This is a genomic window from Streptomyces sp. ITFR-16 (genome assembly GCF_031844705.1).
Lineage (GTDB): Bacteria > Actinomycetota > Actinomycetes > Streptomycetales > Streptomycetaceae > Streptomyces.
On record NZ_CP134609.1, the window covers coordinates 3,335,281 to 3,358,631 of the forward strand.

Sequence of the window (23,351 nt, forward strand, 5' to 3'; positions counted from 1 at the left end):
TTCCCGCCACCGCCGGTATGTTCGGGATCAGCTCATACGATCAGGAGTTGCCCCTTTGTCCCACACCGCGACAGACACCGAACCGGCCCAGCCGCCGCCGGGCGACGACCACGCCTTCTTCGGCCAGCCGCGGGGCCTGATGACCCTCTCCGGCCTGGAGGTCTGGGAGCGGTTCTCGTTCCTCGGCATGCAGGCGATCCTGGTCCTCTACTTCGCCGACACCGTCGCCCACGGCGGCATGGGCATGGAGGCCGGGACCGCCGCCTCCGTCTCCGCCGCCTACGGCACGCTGGTCTACCTGGTCTCCGTGGCCGGGGGCTGGCTGGCCGACCGGATCCTCGGCTCGTACCGGGCCGTCCTGTACGGCGGCATCCTCATCGCCTGCGGGCACTACGCCATGGCGGTGCCCACCGACGCCATGACCTGGGTCGGCCTGGGCCTGATCAGCGCCGGAACGGGCCTGCTCAAGCCCAATGTGGCCACCATGGTCGGCAAGCTCTACCGCACCGACGACGAGCGCCGGGACGCCGGCTTCGCCCTCTACTACATGGGCATCAACATCGGCGCCTTCCTCGGCCCGCTGATCACCGGCTGGCTCGGCGACCACGCCGGCTGGCACTGGGGCTTCTCGGCCGCCGCCTTCGGTATGACGCTCGGCCTGATCCAGTACGTCCTGGGCCGCCGTCACCTGGCCGGGCGAAAGGGCGCCGCCGAATTCGCGCTGGCCCCCGCCGCCATGCGCCGGGCGGTCCGGCTCATCGTGCTCGGCGCCCTCGTCGTCGCCGCGCTCGCCACCGCCCTGGCCCTGGCGGGCTGGCTCACCATGGACCGCTTCGTCGACCTGCTCACCCTCATCTCGGTGATCGCGCCGGTCGTCTACTTCGTGGTGATGTTCCGCAGCCCCCGGGTCACCCCGGAGGAGCGCGGCAGGCTGCGCCCGTACGTGGTGCTGTTCCTGGCCTCCGTCGTGTTCAACTTCATCCTCTTCCAGGCGTACTCGACGATGATGCTGCTCGCGTCGACCAACGCCCGCACCGAGATCTTCGGCTTCCACTTCCCGGCCAGCTGGTACGCCTCCGCGCTCGGCGCCTTCGAGGTGGCGCTCGCCCCGGTGGTGGCGGCCGTCTGGGCGAAGATGGGGCCCCGCCAGCCGCACGCGTCCAACAAGATCGCGATCGGGGTGATCCTCGGCGGTCTTTCGTTCCTGCTGATGGTCCTGCCCACCTCCGGGCACTCCTCGGACACGTACAAGATGGCCGCCTGGTGGATCGTCGGCTCGTACCTGCTGCTCGGGCTCGGCGACATCCTGCTGGAGACCTCCGGCATGTCCGCGACCACCAAGCTCGCCCCCAAGGCGTTCGCCAGCCAGACGATGGCGCTCTGGTTCCTCTCGCTGGCCCTCGCCAACGGCATCCAGGCACAGATCGTGAAGCTGTACGGCGAGGTCTCCAACCCCGCCTACTTCGGTGTCAATGGCGCCATCGCGGTGGCGGCCGGTGTGGCCGTCATCGCCGCCGCCCCCTGGCTCAGGCGCACCATGCACCCCGTCCACTGAGGTAGCCCATGCACATCGAGACCGCGTTCCCGTACGAGACGACCCGCGAGGACCTCTACATCCCGCTGCCGGACGGCACCCAGCTGTACGCCCGGATCTGGCGGCCGGTCACGGACGAGCCCGTCCCCGCGCTGCTGGAGTACCTGCCCTACCGGCTGAGCGACTGGACCGCGCCCCGGGACTGGCAGCGCCACCCCTGGTACGCGGGTCACGGCTACGCCTCGGTCCGGGTCGATGTGCGCGGGCACGGCAACAGCGAGGGGCTGCCGGGCGACGAGTACGACGCGCAGGAGCTGGCCGACGGGGTAGCCGTCATCCACTGGCTGGCCCAGCAGGAGTGGTGCTCGGGCCGGGTCGGCATGTTCGGGATCTCCTGGGGCGGCTTCAACTCGCTCCAGATCGCCGCGCTCGCCCCCGAGCCGCTGAAGGCGATCGTCACCGTGTGCTCGGCCGACGACCGCTACGACAACGACGTCCACTACATGGGCGGCTCGGTCCTCGCCGTGGACATGCACGCCTGGGCGGCGACGATGCTCGCCTTCGTCTGCCGGCCGCCGGACCCGGCGGACGTCGGGGACGACTGGCGGGAGATGTGGCTGACCCGGCTGGAGGCCGTGGACCCCTTCATCCACACCTGGCTGGCCCACCAGAGCCGCGACGCCTACTGGAAGCACGGCAGCGTCTGCGAGGACTACTCCGCGATCAAGGCCGCCGTCCTCGCGGTCGGCGGCTGGCACGACCCGTACCGCGACACCGTGCTCCGGCTGGTCGAGCACCTCGATCCGGCGCGGGTGCGCGGGCTGATCGGGCCCTGGTCGCACCAGTACCCCGACCGGGGGCTGCCGCCCGGACCGGGGATCGGCTTCCTCCAGGAGACGCTGCGCTGGTGGGACCAGCATCTCAAGGACGAGGACACCGGCGTCATGGCGGAGCCGCTGCTGCGGTCCTGGATCAGCGAGTCGCACCGGCCCGCCACGGTCTACGAGACGCTGCCGGGGCGCTGGGTCGGGGACACCAGCTGGCCGTCGGAGAACGTCGAGCCGGTCGCGTACGCCCTCCAGGGCGGGCCGCAGATCGTGCGCTCGCCGCAGCAGACCGGGGTGGACGCGGGGCGCTTCTTCCCGTTCGGCAACGACGCCGACCTGCCGCCGGACCAGCGCGACGAGGACGCCAAGTCGGTGTGCTTCGAGTTCCCCGTCGAGGCCGCGCCGATCGAGATCCTGGGGCGGCCCCGGGTCCGGCTGCGGATCTCGATGGACGTGCCGCGCGGCCAGGCCGTCGCCCGGCTCTGCGACGTCGCCCCGGACGGCTCCTCCACCCTCGTCACCCGGGGCGTCCTCAATCTGGCCGCCCGGCACGGCCGGGACCGCACCGAGGACTGGCCGGCCGGTGCGACCGAGGACGTCACCTTCGACCTGAACGGCATCGGCCACACCTTCCCGCCCGGCCACCGGATCAGGCTCGCCGTCTCGTCCTCGTACTGGCCGTGGGTCTGGCCGCAGGCCGGATCGGACGGATTCACCCTGGACGCCGACGGCAGCTTCGTCGAGCTGCCGGTGCGCCGGCACACCGAGGACCCCTCGATCCACTTCGAGGAGCCCGAGCAGTCCGAGCCGCTCGGTGTCGTCTATCCCGTCACGCTCGACGAGCAGCGCCCCGAGCGCCTGGTCGTCCGCGATGTCGCCAAGGGCGAGTGGCGGATGGAGGTGGACCCGCGCTACGGCGGCACCCGGGTCTACCCGGACGGTCTGGAGTTCACCGAGGACGCGGTGGAGACGTACACGATCCAGGAGAGCGACCCGCTGTCCGCGCGCACCCGCTCCGACTGGACGATCAGGCTGCACCGGCCGGAGATGTCCTGGGACGTGCTGGTCGAGACGCGCTCCGAGATCTCCGCCGACGCCACCGACTTCATCACCTCCAACGAGGTGGTCTGCAAGGAGGGCGGCGAGGTCGTCTTCCACCGCACCTGGGAGAAGCGCATTCCGCGCACGGCGGGATAGGGCTGCCGCCGCACTTTCCGGGGCATCGGGGATGGTTGGGGCACTGCCGCCAGGTGGTGTCCCCCACGTAACGTGTCCCCCAAGCGACCTGGAAAGCGAGGCAGCAACAGATGCCCGAGCAGAGCAGCCCGCTCGATCTGGCCGAGGGCGATCCCTTCGGTCCGCACAACCTCCCGTACGGTGTCTTCTCCGCGTCCGACCGGCCCGGTGAGCGACGTGTCGGCGTCCGCATCGGCAACCACGTCCTGGACGCGGGTGCGGCGGCCCTCACCCTGGGTTCCCCGTACGCGCAACTGCTGGCCCAGCCCGACCTGACGGCCCTGCTCGCCGCCGGCCGCACCGCCTGGAGCGATGTGCGCCGGGCGCTGACCGCGTGGGTGACGGTCCCCGCCCACCGCGCGGACATCGAACCGCTGCTGCACCCCGTCGAGTCGGTGACGCTCCATCTGCCGTACACGGTCGCGGACTACGTGGACTTCTACGCCAGCGAGCACCACGCCACCAACGTCGGCCGGATCTTCCGCCCCGACGGCGACGCGCTCACCCCCAACTGGAAGCACCTGCCGATCGGTTACCACGGCCGGGCGGGCACGGTCGTCGTCTCCGGTACGGACGTGGTGCGCCCGTCCGGCCAGCGCAAGGCGCCCGCGGACCCGGCGCCGGTCTTCGGCCCGTCCGTGAAGCTGGACATCGAGGCCGAGGTCGGCTTCGTCGTCGGTACGGGCTCCGAGCAGGGCCGGCCCGTGCCGCTCGCCGACTTCCGCGAGCACGTCTTCGGTCTGTCGCTGCTCAACGACTGGTCGGCGCGCGACATCCAGGCCTGGGAGTACGTCCCGCTGGGCCCGTTCCTCGGCAAGTCCTTCGCCACCTCCGTCTCGGCGTGGGTGACCCCGCTGGAGGCCCTGGACGCCGCCCGCACCGCGCCGCCCGCCCGGGACCTCCCGCTCCTGCCCTACCTCGACGACACGGACGAGGAGGAGCCCGGCGGCTTCGACCTGCGGCTCTCCGTCGCGATCAACGGCCAGGTCGTCGCGGAGCCGCCGTTCACCACGATGTACTGGACGGCCGCCCAGCAGCTGGCGCAGATGACGGTCAACGGCGCCTCGCTGCGCACCGGCGACCTCTACGGCTCCGGCACCATCAGCGGCGCCGAGCCGGGCCAGCGCGGCTCCCTGCTGGAACTCACCTGGAACGGCCGCGACCCGCTGGAACTCCCCGAGGGCAAGCGGACGTTCCTGGAGGACGGCGACACGGTGACCATCACCGCCTGGGCCCCGGGGCCGGACGGCACCCGCGTCGGTCTCGGCGAGGTGACCGGACGGATCGTGCCGGCGCCGTGACCCAGCCTCCCGCCGCCGGGCCGACGCTGCCCGAGGAACTGCTCCTGCTCGCGCTGGACCCGCAGCGCGGCAGGCCGTACTGCCGCAACCGCTTCCTGGAGTACGCAATGGCCGGGGCGGCCCTCGCGGAGCTGGAGCTCCAGGGCCGCGTCACCGAGCAGCGCGGGCGGATCCAGGTGGTCAACCCGCTGGAGCCGCCGGATCCGCTGCTGGCCGCCCTGATGCGGAGCCTGCCCCCGCCGGACAAGGGCGGGCGCGGCGCCTCGGCCAAGAGCTGGGTGCGGCGCGCCGCACGGCAGGTCGGGGGCATGTATCTGGAGTCCCTGGTGCAGCGGGGCATCCTGCGCCGGGAGACCCGACGCTTCCTCGGCCTCCTGCCCTACCACCGCCATCCGGTGGTGGCCAAGGACCTGGCCGCGCAGGCCCGTTGGCGCTACACCGCCGCCGAGCAGGCGGGCTTCCCCGACCCCCGAAGCCGGGCGCTCGCCGCGCTCGTCGGGGCGGTCGGCCTGACCCGCAACGCCGGGGGCGGCCGGGCCGACCGGGGTGTGATGCGGCGCGTGATCCGGGAGAGCTGGCCGGCCTTCGCGGTGCAGCGCAACATCCGCCAGGACCGGGCGAACCAGGCGGGGAACTAGGGCCTGTCGCCCCTCCCCCTCCCCCGTCCCCGCCTCACTCGTACTCCGGCGGCTCCTCGTCCCAGCCGAACTCCGGGTCGGCGGGCGGGGCGGCGGGGGCCGGTGGCGCGGCCTGGGCGGACGGAGCGGGAAGGCCGGCCGGGGCCGCTGCCCGGGGCGCTGGGGGCTCTGCGGGGGCCCCGGCGTCCGCCTCGGCCGGGAGGCCCGCCAGGACCTCCAGGACGCCCTCTCCGTACGTCGCCAGCTTCTTCTCGCCGAGGCCGCTGATGCCGCCCAGCTCGGTGAGCGACGCCGGGCGCAGGGTCGCGATCTCGCGGAGCGTCGCGTCGTGGAAGATCACGTACGCCGGGAGGCCCAGCTCCTTGGCCTGGGCGCCGCGCCAGGCGCGCAGGGCCTCGAAGACCGGGACGGCGCTCTCGGGGAGGTCGGCGGCCGCGGCCGCCTTGCCCTTGCGCTCGCCCCGGGCGGAGGAGCGGGACGACGTGGGCTTCTTGGGCTCCTTGCGCAGCAGCACCTCGCGCTCCCGGCCGAGGACGGAGCCGCTCTCCTCCGTGAGCACCAGCGTGCCGTACTCGCCCTCGACGGCGATCAGGCCCTGGGCCAGCAGCTGGCGGACCACGCCGCGCCACTCCGCCTCGGCCAGCTCCTCGCCGATGCCGAACACCGAGAGCTGGTCGTGGTCGAACTGGATGACCTTGGCCGTCTTGCGGCCGAGCAGGATGTCGATGATCTGGCCGGCGCCGAACTTCTGGCCGCGCTCCCGCTTCAGCCGGACCACCGTGGACAGCAGCTTCTGGGAGACCACCGTGCCGTCCCAGGTCTCGGGCGGGGCGAGGCAGGTGTCGCAGTTGCCGCAGGAGGCCGCGGTGGGCTCCTGGCCGAAGTACGTCAGCAACTGGGCGCGGCGGCACTGGACCGTCTCGCAGAGCGCCAGCATGGAGTCCAGGTGCGCGGCGGCCCGGCGGCGGAACGCCTCGTCGCCCTCACCGCCCTGGATGAGCTTGCGCTGCTGGACGACGTCCTGGAGGCCGTACGCCATCCAGGCCGTGGACGGGGCTCCGTCACGGCCGGCGCGGCCCGTCTCCTGGTAGTACCCCTCGACGGACTTGGGCAGGTCGAGGTGGGCGACGAAGCGGACGTCCGGCTTGTCGATGCCCATGCCGAAGGCGATCGTCGCGACGACGACGAGCCCCTCCTCGCGCAGGAAGCGGGACTGGTGGATCGCGCGGGTGCCCGCGTCCAGCCCCGCGTGGTACGGGACGGCCTCGATGCCGTTGCGGCAGAGGTACTCGGCGGTCTTCTCCGTGGAGGCGCGCGAGAGGCAGTAGACGATGCCCGCGTCGCCGGCGTGCTCCTCCTTGAGGAAGGTCAGCAGCTGCTTCTTGGGATCGGACTTGCCCACGATGCGGTACTGGATGTTGGGCCGGTCGAAGCTGGCCACGAAGTGCTCGGCGTCGGGCATGCCCAGGCGCTGGGTGATCTCGCGGTGCGTGGCGTCCGTCGCCGTCGCCGTCAGGGCGATGCGGGGGACGTCCGGCCAGCGTTCGCCCAGCACGGACAGGGCCAGGTAGTCGGGGCGGAAGTCGTGGCCCCACTGGGCGACGCAGTGCGCCTCGTCAATCGCGAAGACGGAGATCTCGCCCCGGGAGAGCAGGCCCAGCGTGGAGTCCAGGCGGAGCCGCTCGGGGGCCAGATAGAGCAGATCGAGCTCGCCGGCGACGAACTGGGACTCCATCGAGCGCCGCTCGTCGAAGTCCTGCGTGGAGTTGATGAAACCGGCCCGCACACCGAGCGCCCGCAGGGCGTCCACCTGGTCCTGCATCAGGGCGATCAGCGGGGAGATCACGATGCCCGTGCCCCTTCTGACCAGGGACGGGATCTGGTAGCAGAGGGACTTCCCGCCACCGGTCGGCATGAGCACGACGGCGTCCCCGCCGGCCACCACATGGTCGACGACCGCTTCCTGCTCGCCGCGGAACGTCTCGTACCCGAAGACCCGGTGCAGCGTCCGCCGCGCCTCGCTCTCCGTCACGCCCGTGGTCATGTCCGTCACGCCTGTCCCGCCCGTCATGCTCATCGCGCTGTTCCCCCGACGGCTGGTCCCGTTTCTGTCCCTGTGCTCTCCCCTGCCACGATAGGCGCCGCCTACGACAACGCCGGACGGGCTTGACTTCCAAGCCCGTCCGGCGCCGTCGAAACGGTGGTGCGTCCGCCTACCGCACGAACACTCCCGCCTGGCTCGCCAGGTCCAGGAAGTACTGCGGGGCCAGGCCCAGCACCAGCGTCACCGCGACACCGACCGCGATGGTGGTCATCGTCAGCGGGGACGGGACGGCGACCGTGGGGCCGTCCGCCTTCGGCTCGCTGAAGAACATCAGCACGATGACCCGGATGTAGAAGAACGCGGCGATCGCCGAGGAGATCACACCGACGACGACCAGGCCTCCCGCGCCGCCCTCGGCCGCCGCCTTGAACACCGCGAACTTCCCGGAGAAGCCCGAGGTCAGCGGAATACCGGCGAAGGCCAGCAGGAACACCGCGAAGACCGCGGCGACCAGCGGCGAGCGCCGGCCCAGCCCGGCCCACTTCGACAGGTGCGTGGCCTCGCCGCCCGCGTCCCGCACCAGCGTGACGACGGCGAAGGCGCCGACCGTCACGAAGGAGTACGTCCCGAGGTAGAAGAGCACCGAGGAGATGCCCTGCGGGGTGGCCGCGATGACACCGGCGAGGATGAATCCGGCGTGCGCGATCGAGGAGTAGGCCAGCAGCCGCTTGATGTCGGTCTGGGTGATGGCGACGACCGCGCCGCCCACCATCGTGACGATCGCGATGCCCCACATGACCGGCCGCAGGTCCCAGGTGAGGCCCGGCAGCACCACGTACAGCAGGCGCAGCAGCGCGCCGAACGCGGCGACCTTCGTGGCCGCGGCCATGAAGCCGGTGACCGGGGTCGGGGCGCCCTGGTAGACGTCCGGGGTCCACATGTGGAACGGGACGGCGCCGACCTTGAAGAGCAGGCCGGTCAGGATCATCGCGCCGCCGATGAGCAGCAGCACGTCGTTGCCCATGGTGTCGGCGAGCGCGGGGTCGATCTGCTGGACGGACCCGTCGACGACGGCGGCGATCCTCGCGTACGAGACGGAGCCCGCGTAGCCGTAGAGCAGGGCGATCCCGAAGAGCAGGAACGCCGAGGAGAAGGCGCCGAGCAGGAAGTACTTCACCGCGGCCTCCTGCGACATCAGCCGCTTGCGGCGGGCGACGGCGCACAGGAGGTAGAGCGGGAGCGAGAAGACCTCCAGGGCCACGAAGAGCGTCAGCAGATCGTTGGCCGCCGGGAAGACCAGCATGCCGGCCACCGAGAACAGGACCAGCGGAAAGACCTCGGTGGTGGTGAACCCGGCCCGGACGGCGGCCTTCTCGCTGTCGCTGCCGGGCACCGATGCGGCCTGCGCGGCGAACGAGTCGACGCGGTTGCCGTGCGACTCGGGGTCGAGCCGCCGCTCGGCGAAGGTGAAGACGGCGACCAGCGACGTCAGCAGGATCGTGCCCTGGAGGAACAGGGCCGGTCCGTCGACGGCGATGGCGCCCATCGCGGCGATGTGCGCCTTTGTCGTACCGTATCCGCCGGCCGCCAGGCCGATCACCGCGGCGAACGCGGCGACCAGGGCGACGACGGTCAGGAAGACCTGCGTGTAGTAGCGGGCCCGGCGCGGCACGAAGGCCTCGACGAGCACGCCCAGGACGGCGACACCGATCACGATGAGGACCGGGGTCAGCTGGGCGTACTCGATGACCGGCGCCTTGAACTTCTCGTCCGGGGCGGCGGATGTCACCCCGCCCGCCATTGTCCACAGGCTGTGGACAGCTGTTGCGCTCACTTGGCGGCCTCCACCTCGGGCTGGGGGTCCTTCTTCTGTACGTCCGACATGGTGTGGCGCACCGCCGGGTTGACGATGTCCGTCAGCGGCTTCGGGTAGACGCCCAGGAAGATCAGCAGAGCGATCAGCGGGACGACCACCGCGAGCTCACGGACCTTGAGGTCCGCCATGCCCTGCACCTCGGCCTTGACCGGGCCCGTCATCGTCCGCTGGTAGAGGACGAGGACGTAGATCGCGGCGAGCACGATCCCGGTGGTGGCGATGATGCCGACCACCGGATACGCGGCGAACGCGCCGACCAGGACCAGGAACTCACTGACGAACGGGGCGAGTCCGGGCAGCGACAGCGTGGCCAGACCGCCGATCAGGAAGGTGCCGGCCAGCACCGGGGCCACCTTCTGCACTCCCCCGTAGTCGGCGATGAGCCGGGAGCCGCGCCGGGTGATCAGGAAGCCCGCCACCAGCATCAGCGCGGCCGTCGAGATGCCGTGGTTGACCATGTACAGCGTCGCGCCCGACTGGCCCTGGCTGGTCATCGCGAAGATGCCCAGGATGATGAAGCCGAAGTGCGAGATCGACGCGTAGGCGATGAGCCGCTTGATGTCGCGCTGGCCGACGGCGAGCAGCGCCCCGTAGACGATGCTGATCAGCGCCAGGACCAGGACCACCGGGGTGGCCCACTTGCTGGCCTCCGGGAAGAGCTGGAGGCAGAAGCGCAGCATCGCGAAGGTGCCGACCTTGTCGACGACGGCGGTGATCAGCACGGCGACCGGGGTGGTCGCCTCCCCCATCGCGTTGGGCAGCCAGGTGTGCAGCGGCCACAGCGGGGCCTTCACCGCGAAGGCGAAGAAGAACCCGAGGAACAGCCAGCGCTCGGTGCCGGTCGCCATGGAGAACGTGCCGTTGGCCCGGGCCTCGGCGATCTCGGAGAGCGAGAACGTCCCCGCGACCACGTAGAGCCCGATCACCGCGGCCAGCATGATGAGCCCGCCGACCAGGTTGTACAGGAGGAACTTGACGGCCGCGTACGAGCGTTGGGCCGCCGCGTTCTCGTCGCTGCCGGCGTGCGCCCGGTCCCCGAAGCCGCCGATGAGGAAGTACATCGGGATGAGCATGGCTTCGAAGAGGATGTAGAAGAGGAAGACGTCGGTGGCCTCGAAGGAGAGGATCACCATCGCTTCGACCATCAGGATCAGGGCGAAGAAGCCCTGGGTGGGCCGCCAGCGCGAGGAGTTCGTCTCCAGGGGGTCGGCGTCGTGCCAGCCGGCCAGGATGACGAAGGGGATCAGCAGGGCGGTGAGCGCCATGAGCGCCAGCCCGATGCCGTCCACCCCCAGCTCGTACCGCACGCCGAAGTCCTTGATCCAGGCGTGCGATTCGGTGAGCTGGAAGCGGCTGCCGCCGGGCTCGAAGCGGGCGAGCGCGATGCCCGCCAGGACCAGCGTGGCCAGCGAGAAGGCCAGCGCCAGCCATTTGGCGGCGGTGCGCCGGGCGGCCGGGACCGCGGCGGTGGCGATCGCGCCGATCGCCGGGAGCGCCGCCGTCGCTGTCAGGAGGGGAAAGGACATGTGATCAGACCGCCCTCATCAGCAGGGTCGCGGCGATGAGAACCGCCGTACCGCCGAACATCGAGACCGCGTAGGAGCGGGCGTAGCCGTTCTGCAGTTTGCGCAGCCGGCCGGAGAGCCCGCCCATGGACGCGGCCGTGCCGTTGACGACGCCGTCGACCAGGGTGTGGTCGACGTAGACCAGGGAGCGGGTGAGGTGCTCGCCGCCGCGGACCAGGACCACGTGGTTGAAGTCGTCCTGGAGGAGGTCGCGGCGGGCCGCCCGGGTGAGCAGCGAGCCGCGCGGGGCGACCGCGGGCACCGGCCTGCGCCCGTACATCAGCCAGGCGACGGCGACACCGATGACGAGCACCACCATGGTGGCGGCGGTGACCGTGGTCGCGCTGACCGGGGCGTCCCCGTGGCTGTGTCCCGTGACGGGCTCCAGCCAGTGCAGGAAGCGGTCCCCGATGGAGAAGAACCCGCCGGCGAACACCGAGCCGAAGGCCAGGACGATCATGGGGATGGTCATGGACTTCGGGGACTCGTGCGGATGCGGCTCGTGTCCCTCCGCGTCCGGCTGCCAGCGCTTCTCGCCGAAGAACGTCAGCAGCATCACGCGCGTCATGTAGAACGCGGTGATCGCGGCGCCCAGCAGGGTGACCGCGCCGAGGATCCAGCCCTCGGTGCCGCCCTTGGCGAAGGCCGCCTCGATGATCTTGTCCTTGGAGAAGAAGCCGGACAGGCCGGGGAAGCCGATGATCGCGAGGTAGCCGAGCCCGAAGGTGACGAAGGTGACCGGCATGTACTTCCGCAGGCCGCCGAACTTCCGCATGTCCACCTCGTCGTTCATGCCGTGCATGACCGAACCGGCGCCGAGGAAGAGCCCGGCCTTGAAGAAGCCGTGCGTCACCAGGTGCATGATCGCGAAGACGTAGCCGATGGGGCCGAGCCCGGCGGCCAGGATCATGTAGCCGATCTGCGACATCGTCGACCCGGCGAGGGCCTTCTTGATGTCGTCCTTGGCGCAACCGACGATCGCACCGAAGATCAGCGTGACCGCTCCGACGACCACGACGACCAGCTGGGCGTCCGGGGCGGCGTTGAAGATCGCGCCGGACCGGACGATCAGGTAGACGCCCGCGGTGACCATGGTGGCGGCGTGGATCAGGGCCGAGACCGGGGTCGGGCCCTCCATCGCGTCACCCAGCCAGGACTGCAGCGGGACCTGGGCGGACTTGCCGCACGCGGCGAGCAGCAGCATCAGGCCGATCGCCGTCAGCTTGCCCTCGCTCGTCCCGCCGGTGGCCTCCAGGACCGGGCCGAACGCGAAGGTGCCGAAGGTGGTGAACATCAGCATGATCGCGATCGACAGGCCCATGTCGCCGACCCGGTTGACCAGGAACGCCTTCTTGGCGGCGGTGGCCGCGCTGGGCTTGTGCTGCCAGAAGCCGATGAGCAGGTACGACGCCAGACCGACGCCCTCCCACCCGACGTACAGCAGCAGGTAGTTGTCGGCGATGACCAGGATCAGCATCGCCGCGAGGAACAGGTTCAGATAGCCGAAGAAGCGGCGCCGGCGCTCGTCGTGCTCCATGTAGCCGATCGAGTAGATGTGGATCAGCGTGCCCACACCCGTGATCAGCAGGACGAACGTCATCGACAGCTGGTCGAGCTGGAAGGCCACATCGGCCTGGAAGCCCTCGACCGGGATCCAGCTGAACAGCTTCTGGTGCAGCGCGCGGTCCTCGGCGCCCTTCCCGAGCATGTCGGTGAAGAGCACCACGGCGACGACGAACGAGGCGGCGGCGAGCACGGTGCCGAGCCAGTGGCCCGCGCGGTCGAGCCGCCGGCCGCCGCAGAGCAGCACCGCCGCTCCGAGCAGGGGCGCCGCGACGAGCAGCGCAATCAGGTTCTCTGCGTTCATTGGGTCCAGCGCCCCTCTACAGCTTCATCAGGCTGGCGTCGTCGACCGAGGCCGAGTGACGGGAACGGAACAGCGACACGATGATCGCCAGCCCGACCACGACCTCCGCGGCGGCGACGACCATCGTGAAGAAGGCGATGATCTGGCCGTCGAGGTTGCCGTGCATACGGGAGAAGGTGACGAACGCGAGGTTGCAGGCGTTGAGCATCAGCTCCACGCACATGAACACCACGATCGCGTTCCGCCTGATCAGGACCCCGGCCGCGCCGATGGTGAACAACAGAGCGGCGAGATAGAGGTAGTTGACCGGATTCACTTGGCGACCTCCTCTTCATCCGCGTCGGCCCGGCCGAGCCGCTCCTCGGAGCGCTGTTCCAGCGCCTTGAGGCCGGCCAGGGACTCGTGGGACACGTCGCGCATCTGGCCGCGCTTGCGCAGCGTCTGCATGACGGTGAGTTCGGACGGTGTGCCGTCGGGCAGCAGCCCGGCGATGTCCACCGCGTTGTGCCGGGCGTAGACGCCGGGGGCGGGCAGCGGCGGCAGATGGCTGCTGCGTACGCGCTCCTCGGACATCTCCCGCTGGGTCTTGGCCCGTTCGGTGCGCTCGCGGTGCGTGAGCACCATCGCGCCGACGGTCGCGGTGATCAGCAGGGCGCCGGTGATCTCGAAGGCGAAGACGTACTTGGTGAAGATGAGGCTGGCGAGCCCCTCCACGTTTCCCCCGTGCTCGGCGTTGGCGGTGCCGAGGCCGTTGAAGCTGGTGAGCGAGGCGTTGCCGATGCCGGCGATCAGCAGGACGCCGAAGCCGACCCCGCAGCCAGCCGCCAGCCAGCGCTGGCCCTTGAGCGTCTCCTTCAGCGAGTCCGCCGCCGTGACACCGACGAGCATGACCACGAAGAGGAACAGCATCATGATCGCGCCGGTGTAGACGACGATCTGGACGATGCCCAGGAAGTAGGCGCCGTTGGCGAGGTAGAAGACCGCCAGGATGATCATGGTCCCGGCGAGGCTCAGCGCACTGTGCACCGCCTTCTTCATCAGCACCGTGGACAGGGCGCCGATCACCGCGACCGTGCCGAGCACCCAGAACTGGAAGGCCTCACCCGTCGAGGTCTGCGAGGCCGCTGCGGCCAGGCCGGTCATGCGTCCACCTCCCGTGCCGCGCCGTTGCTCTCGCCGGCCTCGTCGGAGGGCTTCTCGCCCTTGGAGACGGCGAGCTGGCGTTCCGTACCGGGGGCGGCCTCGGTGACCAGGCCCCGGTAGTAGTCCTGCTCGTCCGTGCCGGGGAAGATCGCGTGCGGGCTGTCGACCATGCCTTCCTCCAGGCCCGCGAGCAGCTCGTCCTTGGTGTAGATGAGGCTTTCGCGGGTGGTGTTGGCGAGCTCGAACTCATTGGTCATCGTGAGCGCCCGGGTCGGGCACGCCTCGATGCACAGTCCGCAGAGAATGCAGCGCGCGTAGTTGATCTGGTAGACGCGGCCGTAGCGCTCGCCCGGGGAGTAGCGCTCCTCCTCGGTGTTGTCCGCGCCCTCCACGTAGATCGCGTCGGCGGGACAGGCCCAGGCGCACAGCTCGCAGCCGACGCACTTCTCCAGACCGTCCGGGTGACGGTTGAGCTGGTGCCGGCCGTGGAAGCGCGGCGCCGTCACCTTCGGCGTCTCCGGGTACTGCTCGGTCAGCCGCTTCTTGAACATGGCCTTGAAGGTCACGCCGAAGCCGGCCACCGGATTCTGGAACTTGTCCTCCGGGGACTGTTCAGACACCGTCGGCCTCCTTTCCGTCACTCGGGATTCCGTCACTCTGAGTATCCACTCCGCCACTGACAACGAGCTCACGCTCACGGCGGGGCCTGCGCCGGGGCACGGGCGGCAGGGTCTGTCCGGGCAGCGGCGGCACCGGGAATCCGCCCGCCATCGGGTCGAACGCCGGTTCCGGCTCCGCGTTCGCGGCGGCGGCCTTCACCTTCTTGTCGCGGAAGATGTCCACGACGAAGGAGATCAGGAGCACCGCGATCACGGCCCCGGCCACATAGAGCAGGATCTTCGAGAAGTCGTAGCCCTCGTTGCGCAGCGCCCGCACCGTCGCGACCAGCATCAGCCAGACGACGGAGACCGGGATCAGGACCTTCCAGCCCAGCTTCATCAGCTGGTCGTAGCGGACGCGGGGCAGCGTGCCGCGCAGCCAGATGAAGAAGAACAGCAGCAGCTGGACCTTGATGACGAACCAGAGCATCGGCCACCAGCCGTGGTTCGCCCCCTCCCAGAAGGTGCTGATCGGCCACGGGGCCCGCCAGCCGCCCAGGAACAGGGTCGTGGAGACCGCGGAGACGGTGACCATGTTGACGTACTCGGCGAGCATGAACATCGCGAACTTGATCGACGAGTACTCGGTGTTGAAGCCGCCGACGAGGTCGCCCTCGGACTCCGGCATGTCGAACGGGGCGCGGTTGGTCTCCCCGACCATCGTGACGATGTAGATGATGAAGGAGACCGGCAGCAGGATGATGAACCAGCGGTCCTGCTGCGCCTCCACGATCTTCGAGGTCGACATCGACCCGGAGTAGAGGAAGACCGAGGCGAAGGCGGCGCCCATAGCGATCTCGTAGGAGATCATCTGCGCGCAGGAGCGGAGTCCGCCGAGCAGCGGGTACGTCGATCCGGAGGACCAGCCGGCCAGCACGATGCCGTAGATCCCGACCGAGGCGACCGCGAGGATGTAGAGCATCGCGATCGGCAGGTCGGTGAGCTGCATCGCCGTACGGTGTCCGAAGATCGAGACCTCGTTGCCGGACGGGCCGAAGGGGATCACCGCGATCGCCATGAACGCCGGGATCGCCGCGACGATCGGGGCGAGGATGTAGACGACCTTGTCCGCCCGCTTGACGACGACGTCTTCCTTCAGCATCAGCTTCATGCCGTCGGCGAGCGACTGGAGCATGCCCCAGGGGCCGTGCCGGTTGGGGCCGATGCGCAACTGCATCCAGGCGACGACCTTGCGCTCCCACACGATGGAGAAGAGCACGGTCAGCATCAGGAACGCGAAGCAGAAGACCGCCTTGATGACGACGAGCCACCAGGGGTCGTTGCCGAACATCGACAGGTCCTCGGCGGCGAGCACCGCACCGTGCGGGGCCGCGGCCAGTTGAGCGAAGGCGGTCACGCCCGCACCTCCGGTGTGACGTCGGGAGTACCGGCGGCGGGGCCGATCCGGACCGGACCGCCGGGGTGGGCCCCGGTGTCGGCCGGCACGCCCCGCCCGACGGAGTTCAGCGGCACCCAGACCACCCGGTCCGGCATCTCGGTGACCCGGAGCGGGAGTTCGACACTGCCCGCCGGGCCGGTGACGGCCAGCAGATCGCCGTCCTTGACGCCGGTCTCGGCCGCGGTGGCGGCGGAGAGCCGGGCGACCGCGGCGTGCCGGGTGCCGGCCAGCGCGGTGTCGCCCTCCTGGAGCCGGCCCAGGTCGAGCAGCATCCGGTGGCCCGCGAGGATCGCCTCGCCGTCACCGGGCCTGGGCAGCGGGCGCGCCGAGGCGCGCGGGTCGTCGGCGTACGAGCCCTGCCAGCCGCCGAGCCGGTCCAGCTCCCGGCGTGCGGACCGCAGGTCCGGCAGCGCGAGGTGGACGTCCAGGGCGTCGGCCAGCATGTGCAGCACCCGGGCGTCGCCCGGGGCCAGGTTGCGGGTCATCTGCTCGGGCTTGAGCGCGGCCTCGAACATCCGCGCCCTGCCCTCCCAGTTGAGGAAGGTGCCGGACTTCTCGGCGACCGCGGCGACCGGGAACACCACGTCGGCGCGGTCGGTGACCTCGCTGGGCCGCAGCTCCAGCGAGACCAGGAAGCCGACCTGGTCCAGGGCCTCCAGGGCCCGGGCCGGGTCCGGCAGGTCGGCGGCCTCGACGCCCGCGACGAGCAGGGCGCCCAGTTCGCCGGTGGCCGCGGCCTCGATGATCTGGCCGGTGTCGCGGCCGAAGCGGGAGGGGAGTTCGGCGACGCCCCAGACGGCCGCCACCTCGTCCCGGGCCCGCGGGTCGGTGGCCGGCCGGCCGCCGGGCAGCAGCGACGGGAGCGCACCCGCCTCCACCGCGCCGCGCTCGCCGGCCCGGCGCGGGATCCACACCAGGGCGGCGCCGGTCGCGGTCGCCGTACGGACGGCGGCGCTCAGCCCGCCGGGCACCCCGGCCAGCCGCTCGCCGACCACGATCAACGCGCCCTCGCCGCGCAGCGCCTCGGCCGCGGCGGCTCCGTCGCCGTCGAGGCCGACACCGCCCGCGATGGCGTCCAGCCACTCGGTCTCGGTGCCGGGTGCGGCGGGCAGCAGCGTGCCGCCCGCCTTGGTGAGGCCGCGGGTGGCGTGCGAGGCGACGGAGAAGGTGCGCTGGCCGTGCTTGCGGTTCGCCTTGCGCAGCCGCAGGAAGACGCCGGGGGCCTCCTCCTCGGACTCGAAGCCGACCAGCAGCACGGTCGGCGCCTTCTCCAGCGAGGTGTAGGTGACACCCGAACCGTCCAGGTCCCGGCCGCGTCCCGCGACGCGGGCGGCCAGGAAGTCGGCCTCCTCGTCGCTGTGCACCCGGGCCCGGAAGTCGATGTCGTTGGTGTCCAGGGCGATCCGCGCGAACTTGCTGTACGCGTAAGCGTCCTCGACGGTCAGCCGGCCGCCGGTGAGGACACCGGTCCTGCCGCGTGCCGCCGCGAGTCCGGCCGCCGCCGCGGCCAGCGCCTCCGGCCAGCTCGCCGGCTCCAGTTCACCGGACTCGCCCCGGACCAGCGGGGTGGTGAGCCGGTCGCGCTGCTGGGCGTAGCGGAAGCCGAAGCGGCCCTTGTCGCAGAGCCACTCCTCGTTGACCTCGGGCTCGTTGGCGGCGAGGCGCCGCATGACCTTGCCGCGCCGGTGGTCGGTGCGGGTGGCGCAGCCGCCGGCGCAGTGCTCGCAGACCGACGGCGAGGACACCAGGTCGAAGGGGCGGGAGCGGAACCGGTAGGCCGCCGAGGTCAGCGCCCCGACCGGGCAGATCTGGATGGTGTTGCCGGAGAAGTACGACTCGAACGGGTCGCCCTCGCCGGTGCCGACCTGCTGGAGCGCGCCGCGCTCGATCAGCTCGATCATCGGGTCGCCCGCCACCTGGTTGGAGAACCGGGTGCAGCGCGCGCAGAGCACGCACCGCTCGCGGTCCAGCAGCACCTGGGTGGAGATCGGGACGGGCTTCTCGTACGTCCGCTTCTTCCCGTCGAAGCGGGAGGTCGCGTCGCCGTGCGACATCGCCTGGTTCTGGAGCGGGCACTCGCCGCCCTTGTCGCAGACGGGGCAGTCCAGCGGGTGGTTGATGAGCAGCAGCTCCATCACGCCGCGCTGGGCCTTGTCGGCGACCGGCGAGGTGATCTGCGACTTGACGACCATGCCGTCGGTGCAGGTGATGGTGCAGGACGCCATCGGCTTGCGCTGGCCCTCGACCTCGACGATGCACTGGCGGCAGGCGCCGGCCGGGTCGAGGAGCGGGTGGTCGCAGAAGCGCGGGATCTCGATGCCGAGGAGTTCGGCGGCGCGGATGACCAGGGTGCCCTTGGGCACGCTGATCTCGATGCCGTCGATGGTCAGCGTGACGAGGTCCTCGGGCGGGAGCGCCGCCTCGCCGCCCCCGGAGGGCGCACTCGTGGTGACTGTCATGCGTTCACCCCCTGGGATGCGTTCTTGTCATCGGCCCAGACGGTCGACCTGGCGGGATCGAAGGGGCAGCCCTTGCCGGTGATGTGCTGCTCGTACTCCTCGCGGAAGTACTTCAGCGAGGAGAAGATCGGCGAGGCGGCGCCGTCGCCGAGGGCGCAGAAGGACTTGCCGTTGATGTTGTCGGCGATGTCGTTCAGCTTGTCGAGGTCGCTGAGGGTGCCGGCCCCGCTTTCGATGGCACGGAGCAACTGGACGAGCCAGTAGGTGCCTTCGCGGCAGGGCGTGCACTTGCCGCAGGACTCGTGCGCGTAGAACTCGGTCCAGCGGGTGACGGCCCGCACCACGCAGGTCGTCTCGTCGAAGCACTGGAGCGCCTTGGTGCCGAGCATGGACCCGGCGGCGCCGACACCCTCGTAGTCGAGGGGCACGTCGAGGTGCTCGTCGGTGAACATCGGGGTGGAGGAGCCGCCCGGGGTCCAGAACTTCAGCCGGTGGCCGGGGCGCATCCCGCCGCTCATGTCGAGGAGCTGGCGCAGGGTGATACCGAGCGGGGCCTCGTACTGGCCGGGTCCCGCGACATGGCCGCTGAGCGAGTAGAGCGTGAAGCCCGGGGACTTCTCGCTGCCCATCGACTTGAACCAGTCCTTGCCCTTGTTCAGGATCGAGGGAACCGAGGCGATGGACTCCACGTTGTTCACCACGGTGGGGCAGGCGTACAGACCGGCGACCGCGGGGAAGGGCGGGCGCAGCCGGGGCTGGCCGCGGCGTCCTTCGAGCGAGTCGAGCAGCGCGGTCTCCTCACCGCAGATGTACGCGCCGGCGCCCGCGTGCACGGTGAGTTCCAGATCGAGTCCGGAGCCCAGGATGTTCGTGCCGAGGTAGCCCGCCTCGTACGCCTCGCGCACGGCCTCGTGCAGCCGCCGCAGGACGGGGACGACCTCGCCGCGCAGATAGATGAAGGCGTGCGAGGAGCGGATCGCGTAGCAGGCGATCACGATGCCCTCGATGAGGCTGTGCGGATTGGCGAACAGGAGCGGGATGTCCTTGCAGGTCCCCGGCTCCGACTCGTCGGCGTTGACCACCAGGTAGTGCGGCTTGCCGTCGCCCTGCGGGATGAACTGCCACTTCATCCCGGTCGGGAAGCCGGCGCCGCCCCGGCCGCGCAGACCGGAGTCCTTGACGTACGCGATGAGGTCGTCCGGGGACATGGTGAGGGCCTTGCGCAGCCCCTCGTACCCCTCGTGGCGGCGGTAGGTCTCCAGGGTCCAGGATTCCGGCTGGTCCCAGAAGGCGGACAGGACAGGCGCGAGAAGCTTCTCGGGACTGGTCCCGTTCTTGTCGATTTCGGCGGCCAACGTCATCACTCCCCCTCCTCGGCGGCGGGACCGGCCGGGTGGTCCGGGTCTGATGCCGAGGTCTGCTGTGGCGCGTCATGGGAGCTGAGGTGCTCGGCGCCCTTCTGCGGTTCGTCGCGCGGTGCCTCACCGCGCGGGCCGACCACGCGGGCCTGCGGCACGGCCTCGCCCTTGGCGAGCTTCAGGCCGATCAGCGAGGCGGGACCGGCCCCGCCGGTGGCCGCGACGGCGCCGGGGCGCTCGTCGGGGAAGCCGGCCAGGATGCGGGCGGTCTCCTTGTACGTGCACAGCGGGGCGCCGCGGGTCGGCTCGACGGTGCGGCCGGCGATCAGGTCGTCGACGAGCCGGGTCGCGCTCTCCGGGGTCTGGTTGTCGAAGAACTCCCAGTTGACCATCACGACGGGCGCGAAGTCGCAGGCCGCGTTGCACTCGATGTGTTCGAGGGTGACCTTGCCGTCCTCGGTCGTCTCGTCGTTGCCGACGCCGAGGTGGTCCTTGAGCCGGTCGAAGATGGCGTCGCCGCCCATCACCGCGCAGAGCGTGTTGGTGCAGACGCCGACCTGGTAGTCGCCGCTGGGCTTGCGCCGGTACATCGTGTAGAAGGTGGCGACCGCGGTGACCTCCGCGGTGGTGAGGCCGAGCTGCTCGGCGCAGAAGGCCATGCCCGTACGGGAGACGTACCCCTCCTCGGACTGCACGAGGTGCAGCAGCGGCAGCAGCGCGGAGCGGCTGCCGGGGTAGCGGGCGATCACCTCCTTCGCATCCGTCTCGAGCCTGGCGAGCACCTCGGCCGGGTAGGCGGGGGCGGGGAGCTGCGGCATCCCCAGACTGACTTCCTGACGTGCTTCGGTCACCGGTCGACGCCTCCCATCACGGGGTCGATGGATGCGACGGCGACGATGACGTCGGCGACCTGGCCGCCCTCGCACATCGCCGCCATGGCCTGGAGGTTGGTGAAGGACGGGTCGCGGAAGTGGACCCGGTAGGGGCGGGTGCCGCCGTCGGAGACGACGTGCACGCCGAGTTCGCCCTTGGGCGACTCGACGGCGGTGTACGCCTGCCCGGCGGGGACCCGGAAGCCCTCGGTCACCAGCTTGAAGTGGTGGATCAGGGCCTCCATGGAGGTGCCCATGATCTTCTTGATGTGGTCGAGCGAGTTGCCGAGGCCGTCCGGGCCGAGCGCGAGCTGCGCGGGCCAGGCGATCTTCTTGTCGGCGACCATGACCGGGCCCGGGGCGAGCCGGTCGATGCACTGCTCGATGATCCGCAGCGACTGGCGCATCTCTTCCAGACGGATGAGGAAGCGGCCGTAGGCGTCGCAGCTGTCCGCCGTGGGGACGTCGAACTCGTAGTTCTCGTACCCGCAGTAGGGGTCGGTCTTGCGCAGGTCGTGCGGGAGTCCGGCGGAGCGCAGGACCGGGCCGGTGGCGCCGAGCGCCATGCAGCCGGTCAGGTCGAGGTAGCCGACGTCCTGCATACGGGCCTTGAAGATGGGGTTGCCGGTGGCGAGCGCGTCGTACTCCGGCAGGTTCTTCTTCATGGTCTTCACGAACTCGCGCAACTGGTCGACCGCGCCCGGGGGCAGGTCCTGGGCCAGTCCGCCGGGGCGCACGAACGCGTGGTTCATCCGCAGGCCGGTGATCAGCTCGAAGAGATCGAGAACGAGTTCACGATCGCGGAAGCCGTAGATCATGATCGTCGTGGCGCCGAGCTCCATGCCGCCGGTGGCGATGCACACCAGGTGCGAGGAGATCCGGTTGAGCTCCATCAGCAGCACGCGCAGGACGCCGGCCCGGTCGGGGATCTGGTCCTCGATGCCGAGGAGCTTCTCGACCCCCAGGCAGTACGCCGTCTCGTTGAAGAACGGCGTCAGGTAGTCCATGCGCGTGACGAAGGTGGTGCCCTGCGTCCAGTTCCGGAATTCGAGGTTCTTCTCGATGCCGGTGTGGAGGTAGCCGATGCCGCAGCGGGCCTCGGTGACGGTCTCGCCGTCGATCTCCAGGATCAGCCGGAGCACCCCGTGCGTGGACGGGTGCTGGGGGCCCATGTTGACGATGATGCGCTCGTCGTCGGAGGCGGCCGCCGATTCGACTACCTCGTCCCAGTCGCCGCCGGTGACTGTATATACAGTCCCCTCGGTCGTGGCGCGTGGTGTCGCATGGGGAGTGGTCATCAGGAGTACGACCTCCGCTGGTCCGGAGCCGGGATCTGGGCGCCTTTGTACTCGACGGCGATGCCGCCGAGCGGGTAGTCCTTGCGCTGCGGGAAGCCCTGCCAGTCGTCCGGCATCATGATCCGGGTGAGGGCCGGGTGCCCGTCGAAGACGAGCCCGAAGAAGTCGTAGGCCTCGCGCTCGTGCCAGTCGTTGGTCGGGTAGACCGCGACGAGGGACGGGATGTGGGGGTCGCTGTCCGGCGCGGAGACCTCCAGCCGGATCAGCCGGCCGTGGGTGATCGAGCGCAGGTGGTAGACGGCGTGCAGCTCGCGTCCCTTGTCACCGAGGAAGTGGACGCCGCTCACCCCCGTACAGAGCTCGAAGCGCAGGGCCGGGTCGTCGCGCAGCGTCTTCGCGACGGCGGGCAGGTGCTCGCGGGCGATGTGGAAGGTGAGCTCGTCGCGGTCGACGACCGTCTTCTCGATGGCGTTGCCGGGCAGCAGGCCCTGTTCCTCCAGGGCCCCTTCGAGCTCGTCGGCGACCTCGTCGAACCAGCCGCCGTACGGGCGCGCGGTGGCGCCCGGCAGGGCGACGGTACGGATCAGCCCGCCGTAGCCGGAGGTGTCGCCGCCGTTGTTGGCGCCGAACATGCCCTTGCGTACGCCGATGACCTCGCCGTGCTCGTCGCGCGGGGCGGGGACGCCGCTGCCGTTCTGCTCCTGGTCGCTCATCGCAGCAGCCCCTTCATCTCGATCAGGGGCAGTGCGTTGAGCGCCGCGTCCTCCGCCTCGCGGGCGGCCTCCTCCGCGTTGACCCCGAGCTTGGAGCCCTGGATCTTCTGGTGGAGCTTGAGAATCGCGTCCATCAGCATCTCGGGCCGCGGGGGGCAGCCCGGCAAATAGATATCAACCGGAACAATATGATCAACACCCTGAACAATGGCGTAATTGTTGAACATTCCGCCCGATGATGCGCAGACGCCCATGGAGATGACCCACTTGGGGTTCGGCATCTGGTCGTAGACCTGCCGCAGGACGGGCGCCATCTTCTGGCTCACCCGCCCCGCCACGATCATCAGGTCCGCCTGCCGCGGCGAGCCGCGGAAGACCTCCATGCCGAACCGGGCCAGGTCGTAGCGCCCGGCCCCGGTCGTCATCATCTCGATGGCGCAGCAGGCGAGGCCGAAGGTGGCCGGGAAGACGGAGGACTTCCGCACCCAGCCGGCGGCCTGCTCGACAGTGGTCAGCACGAAGCCGCTGGGCAGCTTCTCTTCGAGTCCCATGTGTGCCCCTC

18 protein-coding genes are annotated in these 23,351 nt (G+C 70.4%); 4 read left to right on the top strand and 14 right to left on the bottom strand.

Annotated elements, in window-relative coordinates:
• Positions 1-55: 55 nt before the first annotated feature.
• The 4 genes from RLT58_RS14795 to RLT58_RS14810 all read left to right on the top strand — a co-directional run bounded on the left by RLT58_RS14795 (position 56) and on the right by RLT58_RS14810 (position 5,536).
• Complete coding sequence (locus RLT58_RS14795) at positions 56-1,555, top strand: peptide MFS transporter (RefSeq protein ID WP_311310838.1); 1,500 nt, start codon at positions 56-58, stop codon at positions 1,553-1,555.
• 8 nt (positions 1,556-1,563) lie between these two features.
• Complete coding sequence (locus RLT58_RS14800) at positions 1,564-3,558, top strand: CocE/NonD family hydrolase (protein ID WP_311310839.1); 1,995 nt, start codon at positions 1,564-1,566, stop codon at positions 3,556-3,558.
• A 110-nt stretch (positions 3,559-3,668) separates the two neighbouring features.
• Entirely contained in the window at positions 3,669-4,898 is a 1,230-nt protein-coding gene (gene fahA / locus RLT58_RS14805) for a fumarylacetoacetase (protein WP_311310840.1), read from the top strand.
• Positions 4,895-5,536 carry a GOLPH3/VPS74 family protein gene (locus RLT58_RS14810; RefSeq protein WP_311310841.1) on the top strand — a complete coding sequence of 214 codons (642 nt, stop codon included), beginning with the start codon at positions 4,895-4,897 and terminating at the stop codon, positions 5,534-5,536. Before fahA ends, RLT58_RS14810 begins: the two co-directional genes overlap by 4 nt.
• Positions 5,537-5,570: 34 nt before the next feature.
• Here the strand turns inward: RLT58_RS14810 and recQ are convergent, their stop codons facing one another.
• The 14 genes from recQ to RLT58_RS14880 form a co-directional block, all read right to left on the bottom strand.
• The gene (recQ, locus tag RLT58_RS14815) at positions 5,571-7,613 is read right to left on the bottom strand and encodes a DNA helicase RecQ (protein ID WP_399131533.1); all 2,043 of its coding nucleotides are present in this window, start codon (positions 7,611-7,613) and stop codon (positions 5,571-5,573) included.
• A gap of 136 nt (positions 7,614-7,749) precedes the next feature.
• Entirely contained in the window at positions 7,750-9,414 is a 1,665-nt protein-coding gene (gene nuoN, locus RLT58_RS14820) for an NADH-quinone oxidoreductase subunit NuoN (protein WP_311310842.1), read from the bottom strand.
• Positions 9,411-10,982, bottom strand: coding sequence for an NADH-quinone oxidoreductase subunit M (locus RLT58_RS14825; RefSeq protein ID WP_311310843.1), 1,572 nt, complete (start codon positions 10,980-10,982; stop codon positions 9,411-9,413). The genes nuoN and RLT58_RS14825 overlap by 4 nt, the downstream gene beginning before the upstream one ends.
• Before the next feature lie 4 nt (positions 10,983-10,986).
• Positions 10,987-12,888, bottom strand: a complete 1,902-nt coding sequence (gene nuoL, locus RLT58_RS14830) for an NADH-quinone oxidoreductase subunit L (RefSeq protein WP_311310844.1) — start codon at positions 12,886-12,888, stop codon at positions 10,987-10,989.
• 16 nt (positions 12,889-12,904) lie between these two features.
• Positions 12,905-13,204 (bottom strand): NADH-quinone oxidoreductase subunit NuoK, encoded by a 300-nt coding sequence (gene nuoK, locus RLT58_RS14835; RefSeq protein ID WP_018101339.1) that lies wholly within the window; start codon positions 13,202-13,204, stop codon positions 12,905-12,907.
• Complete coding sequence (locus RLT58_RS14840) at positions 13,201-14,031, bottom strand: NADH-quinone oxidoreductase subunit J (protein ID WP_311310845.1); 831 nt, start codon at positions 14,029-14,031, stop codon at positions 13,201-13,203. The genes nuoK and RLT58_RS14840 overlap by 4 nt, the downstream gene beginning before the upstream one ends.
• Positions 14,028-14,651 (bottom strand): NADH-quinone oxidoreductase subunit NuoI, encoded by a 624-nt coding sequence (gene nuoI, locus RLT58_RS14845; protein ID WP_311310846.1) that lies wholly within the window; start codon positions 14,649-14,651, stop codon positions 14,028-14,030. The genes RLT58_RS14840 and nuoI overlap by 4 nt, the downstream gene beginning before the upstream one ends.
• The gene (gene nuoH, locus RLT58_RS14850; RefSeq protein ID WP_311310847.1) at positions 14,644-16,047 is read right to left on the bottom strand and encodes an NADH-quinone oxidoreductase subunit NuoH; all 1,404 of its coding nucleotides are present in this window, start codon (positions 16,045-16,047) and stop codon (positions 14,644-14,646) included. Before nuoH ends, nuoI begins: the two co-directional genes overlap by 8 nt.
• On the bottom strand, positions 16,044-18,548 hold the full coding sequence (locus RLT58_RS14855) for an NADH-quinone oxidoreductase subunit G (protein ID WP_311310848.1): 2,505 nt from the start codon (positions 18,546-18,548) through the stop codon (positions 16,044-16,046). The genes nuoH and RLT58_RS14855 overlap by 4 nt, the downstream gene beginning before the upstream one ends.
• Positions 18,545-19,909, bottom strand: a complete 1,365-nt coding sequence (nuoF, locus tag RLT58_RS14860; RefSeq protein WP_311310849.1) for an NADH-quinone oxidoreductase subunit NuoF — start codon at positions 19,907-19,909, stop codon at positions 18,545-18,547. The genes RLT58_RS14855 and nuoF overlap by 4 nt, the downstream gene beginning before the upstream one ends.
• Positions 19,909-20,724 carry an NADH-quinone oxidoreductase subunit NuoE gene (gene nuoE, locus RLT58_RS14865; RefSeq protein WP_311314524.1) on the bottom strand — a complete coding sequence of 272 codons (816 nt, stop codon included), beginning with the start codon at positions 20,722-20,724 and terminating at the stop codon, positions 19,909-19,911. Before nuoE ends, nuoF begins: the two co-directional genes overlap by 1 nt.
• 29 nt (positions 20,725-20,753) lie before the next feature.
• A complete protein-coding gene (locus tag RLT58_RS14870) occupies positions 20,754-22,076 on the bottom strand; it encodes an NADH-quinone oxidoreductase subunit D (protein ID WP_311310850.1) in 1,323 nt (440 codons plus the stop codon).
• Positions 22,076-22,789: an NADH-quinone oxidoreductase subunit C gene (locus RLT58_RS14875; protein ID WP_311310851.1), complete on the bottom strand. Its 714-nt coding sequence runs from the start codon at positions 22,787-22,789 to the stop codon at positions 22,076-22,078. Before RLT58_RS14875 ends, RLT58_RS14870 begins: the two co-directional genes overlap by 1 nt.
• A complete protein-coding gene (locus RLT58_RS14880; RefSeq protein WP_311310852.1) occupies positions 22,786-23,340 on the bottom strand; it encodes a NuoB/complex I 20 kDa subunit family protein in 555 nt (184 codons plus the stop codon). The genes RLT58_RS14875 and RLT58_RS14880 overlap by 4 nt, the downstream gene beginning before the upstream one ends.
• Positions 23,341-23,351: the final 11 nt, after the last annotated feature.

Excerpts from the sequence above, each read along its gene's own strand:
- recQ (WP_399131533.1), bottom strand. The coding sequence starts at position 7,613 with ATGAGCATGACGGGCGGGACAGGCGTGACGGACATGACCACGGGCGTG.
- RLT58_RS14840 (WP_311310845.1), bottom strand. The coding sequence starts at position 14,031 with ATGACCGGCCTGGCCGCAGCGGCCTCGCAGACCTCGACGGGTGAGGCC.
- nuoL (WP_311310844.1), bottom strand. The coding sequence starts at position 12,888 with ATGAACGCAGAGAACCTGATTGCGCTGCTCGTCGCGGCGCCCCTGCTC.
- RLT58_RS14800 (WP_311310839.1), top strand. The coding sequence starts at position 1,564 with ATGCACATCGAGACCGCGTTCCCGTACGAGACGACCCGCGAGGACCTC.
- RLT58_RS14825 (WP_311310843.1), bottom strand. The coding sequence starts at position 10,982 with ATGTCCTTTCCCCTCCTGACAGCGACGGCGGCGCTCCCGGCGATCGGC.
- RLT58_RS14870 (WP_311310850.1), bottom strand. The coding sequence starts at position 22,076 with ATGACCACTCCCCATGCGACACCACGCGCCACGACCGAGGGGACTGTA.
- RLT58_RS14880 (WP_311310852.1), bottom strand. The coding sequence starts at position 23,340 with ATGGGACTCGAAGAGAAGCTGCCCAGCGGCTTCGTGCTGACCACTGTC.
- nuoF (WP_311310849.1), bottom strand. The coding sequence starts at position 19,909 with ATGACGTTGGCCGCCGAAATCGACAAGAACGGGACCAGTCCCGAGAAG.
- fahA (WP_311310840.1), top strand. The coding sequence starts at position 3,669 with ATGCCCGAGCAGAGCAGCCCGCTCGATCTGGCCGAGGGCGATCCCTTC.
- RLT58_RS14875 (WP_311310851.1), bottom strand. The coding sequence starts at position 22,789 with ATGAGCGACCAGGAGCAGAACGGCAGCGGCGTCCCCGCCCCGCGCGAC.
- nuoE (WP_311314524.1), bottom strand. The coding sequence starts at position 20,724 with ATGCCGCAGCTCCCCGCCCCCGCCTACCCGGCCGAGGTGCTCGCCAGG.
- RLT58_RS14855 (WP_311310848.1), bottom strand. The coding sequence starts at position 18,548 with ATGACAGTCACCACGAGTGCGCCCTCCGGGGGCGGCGAGGCGGCGCTC.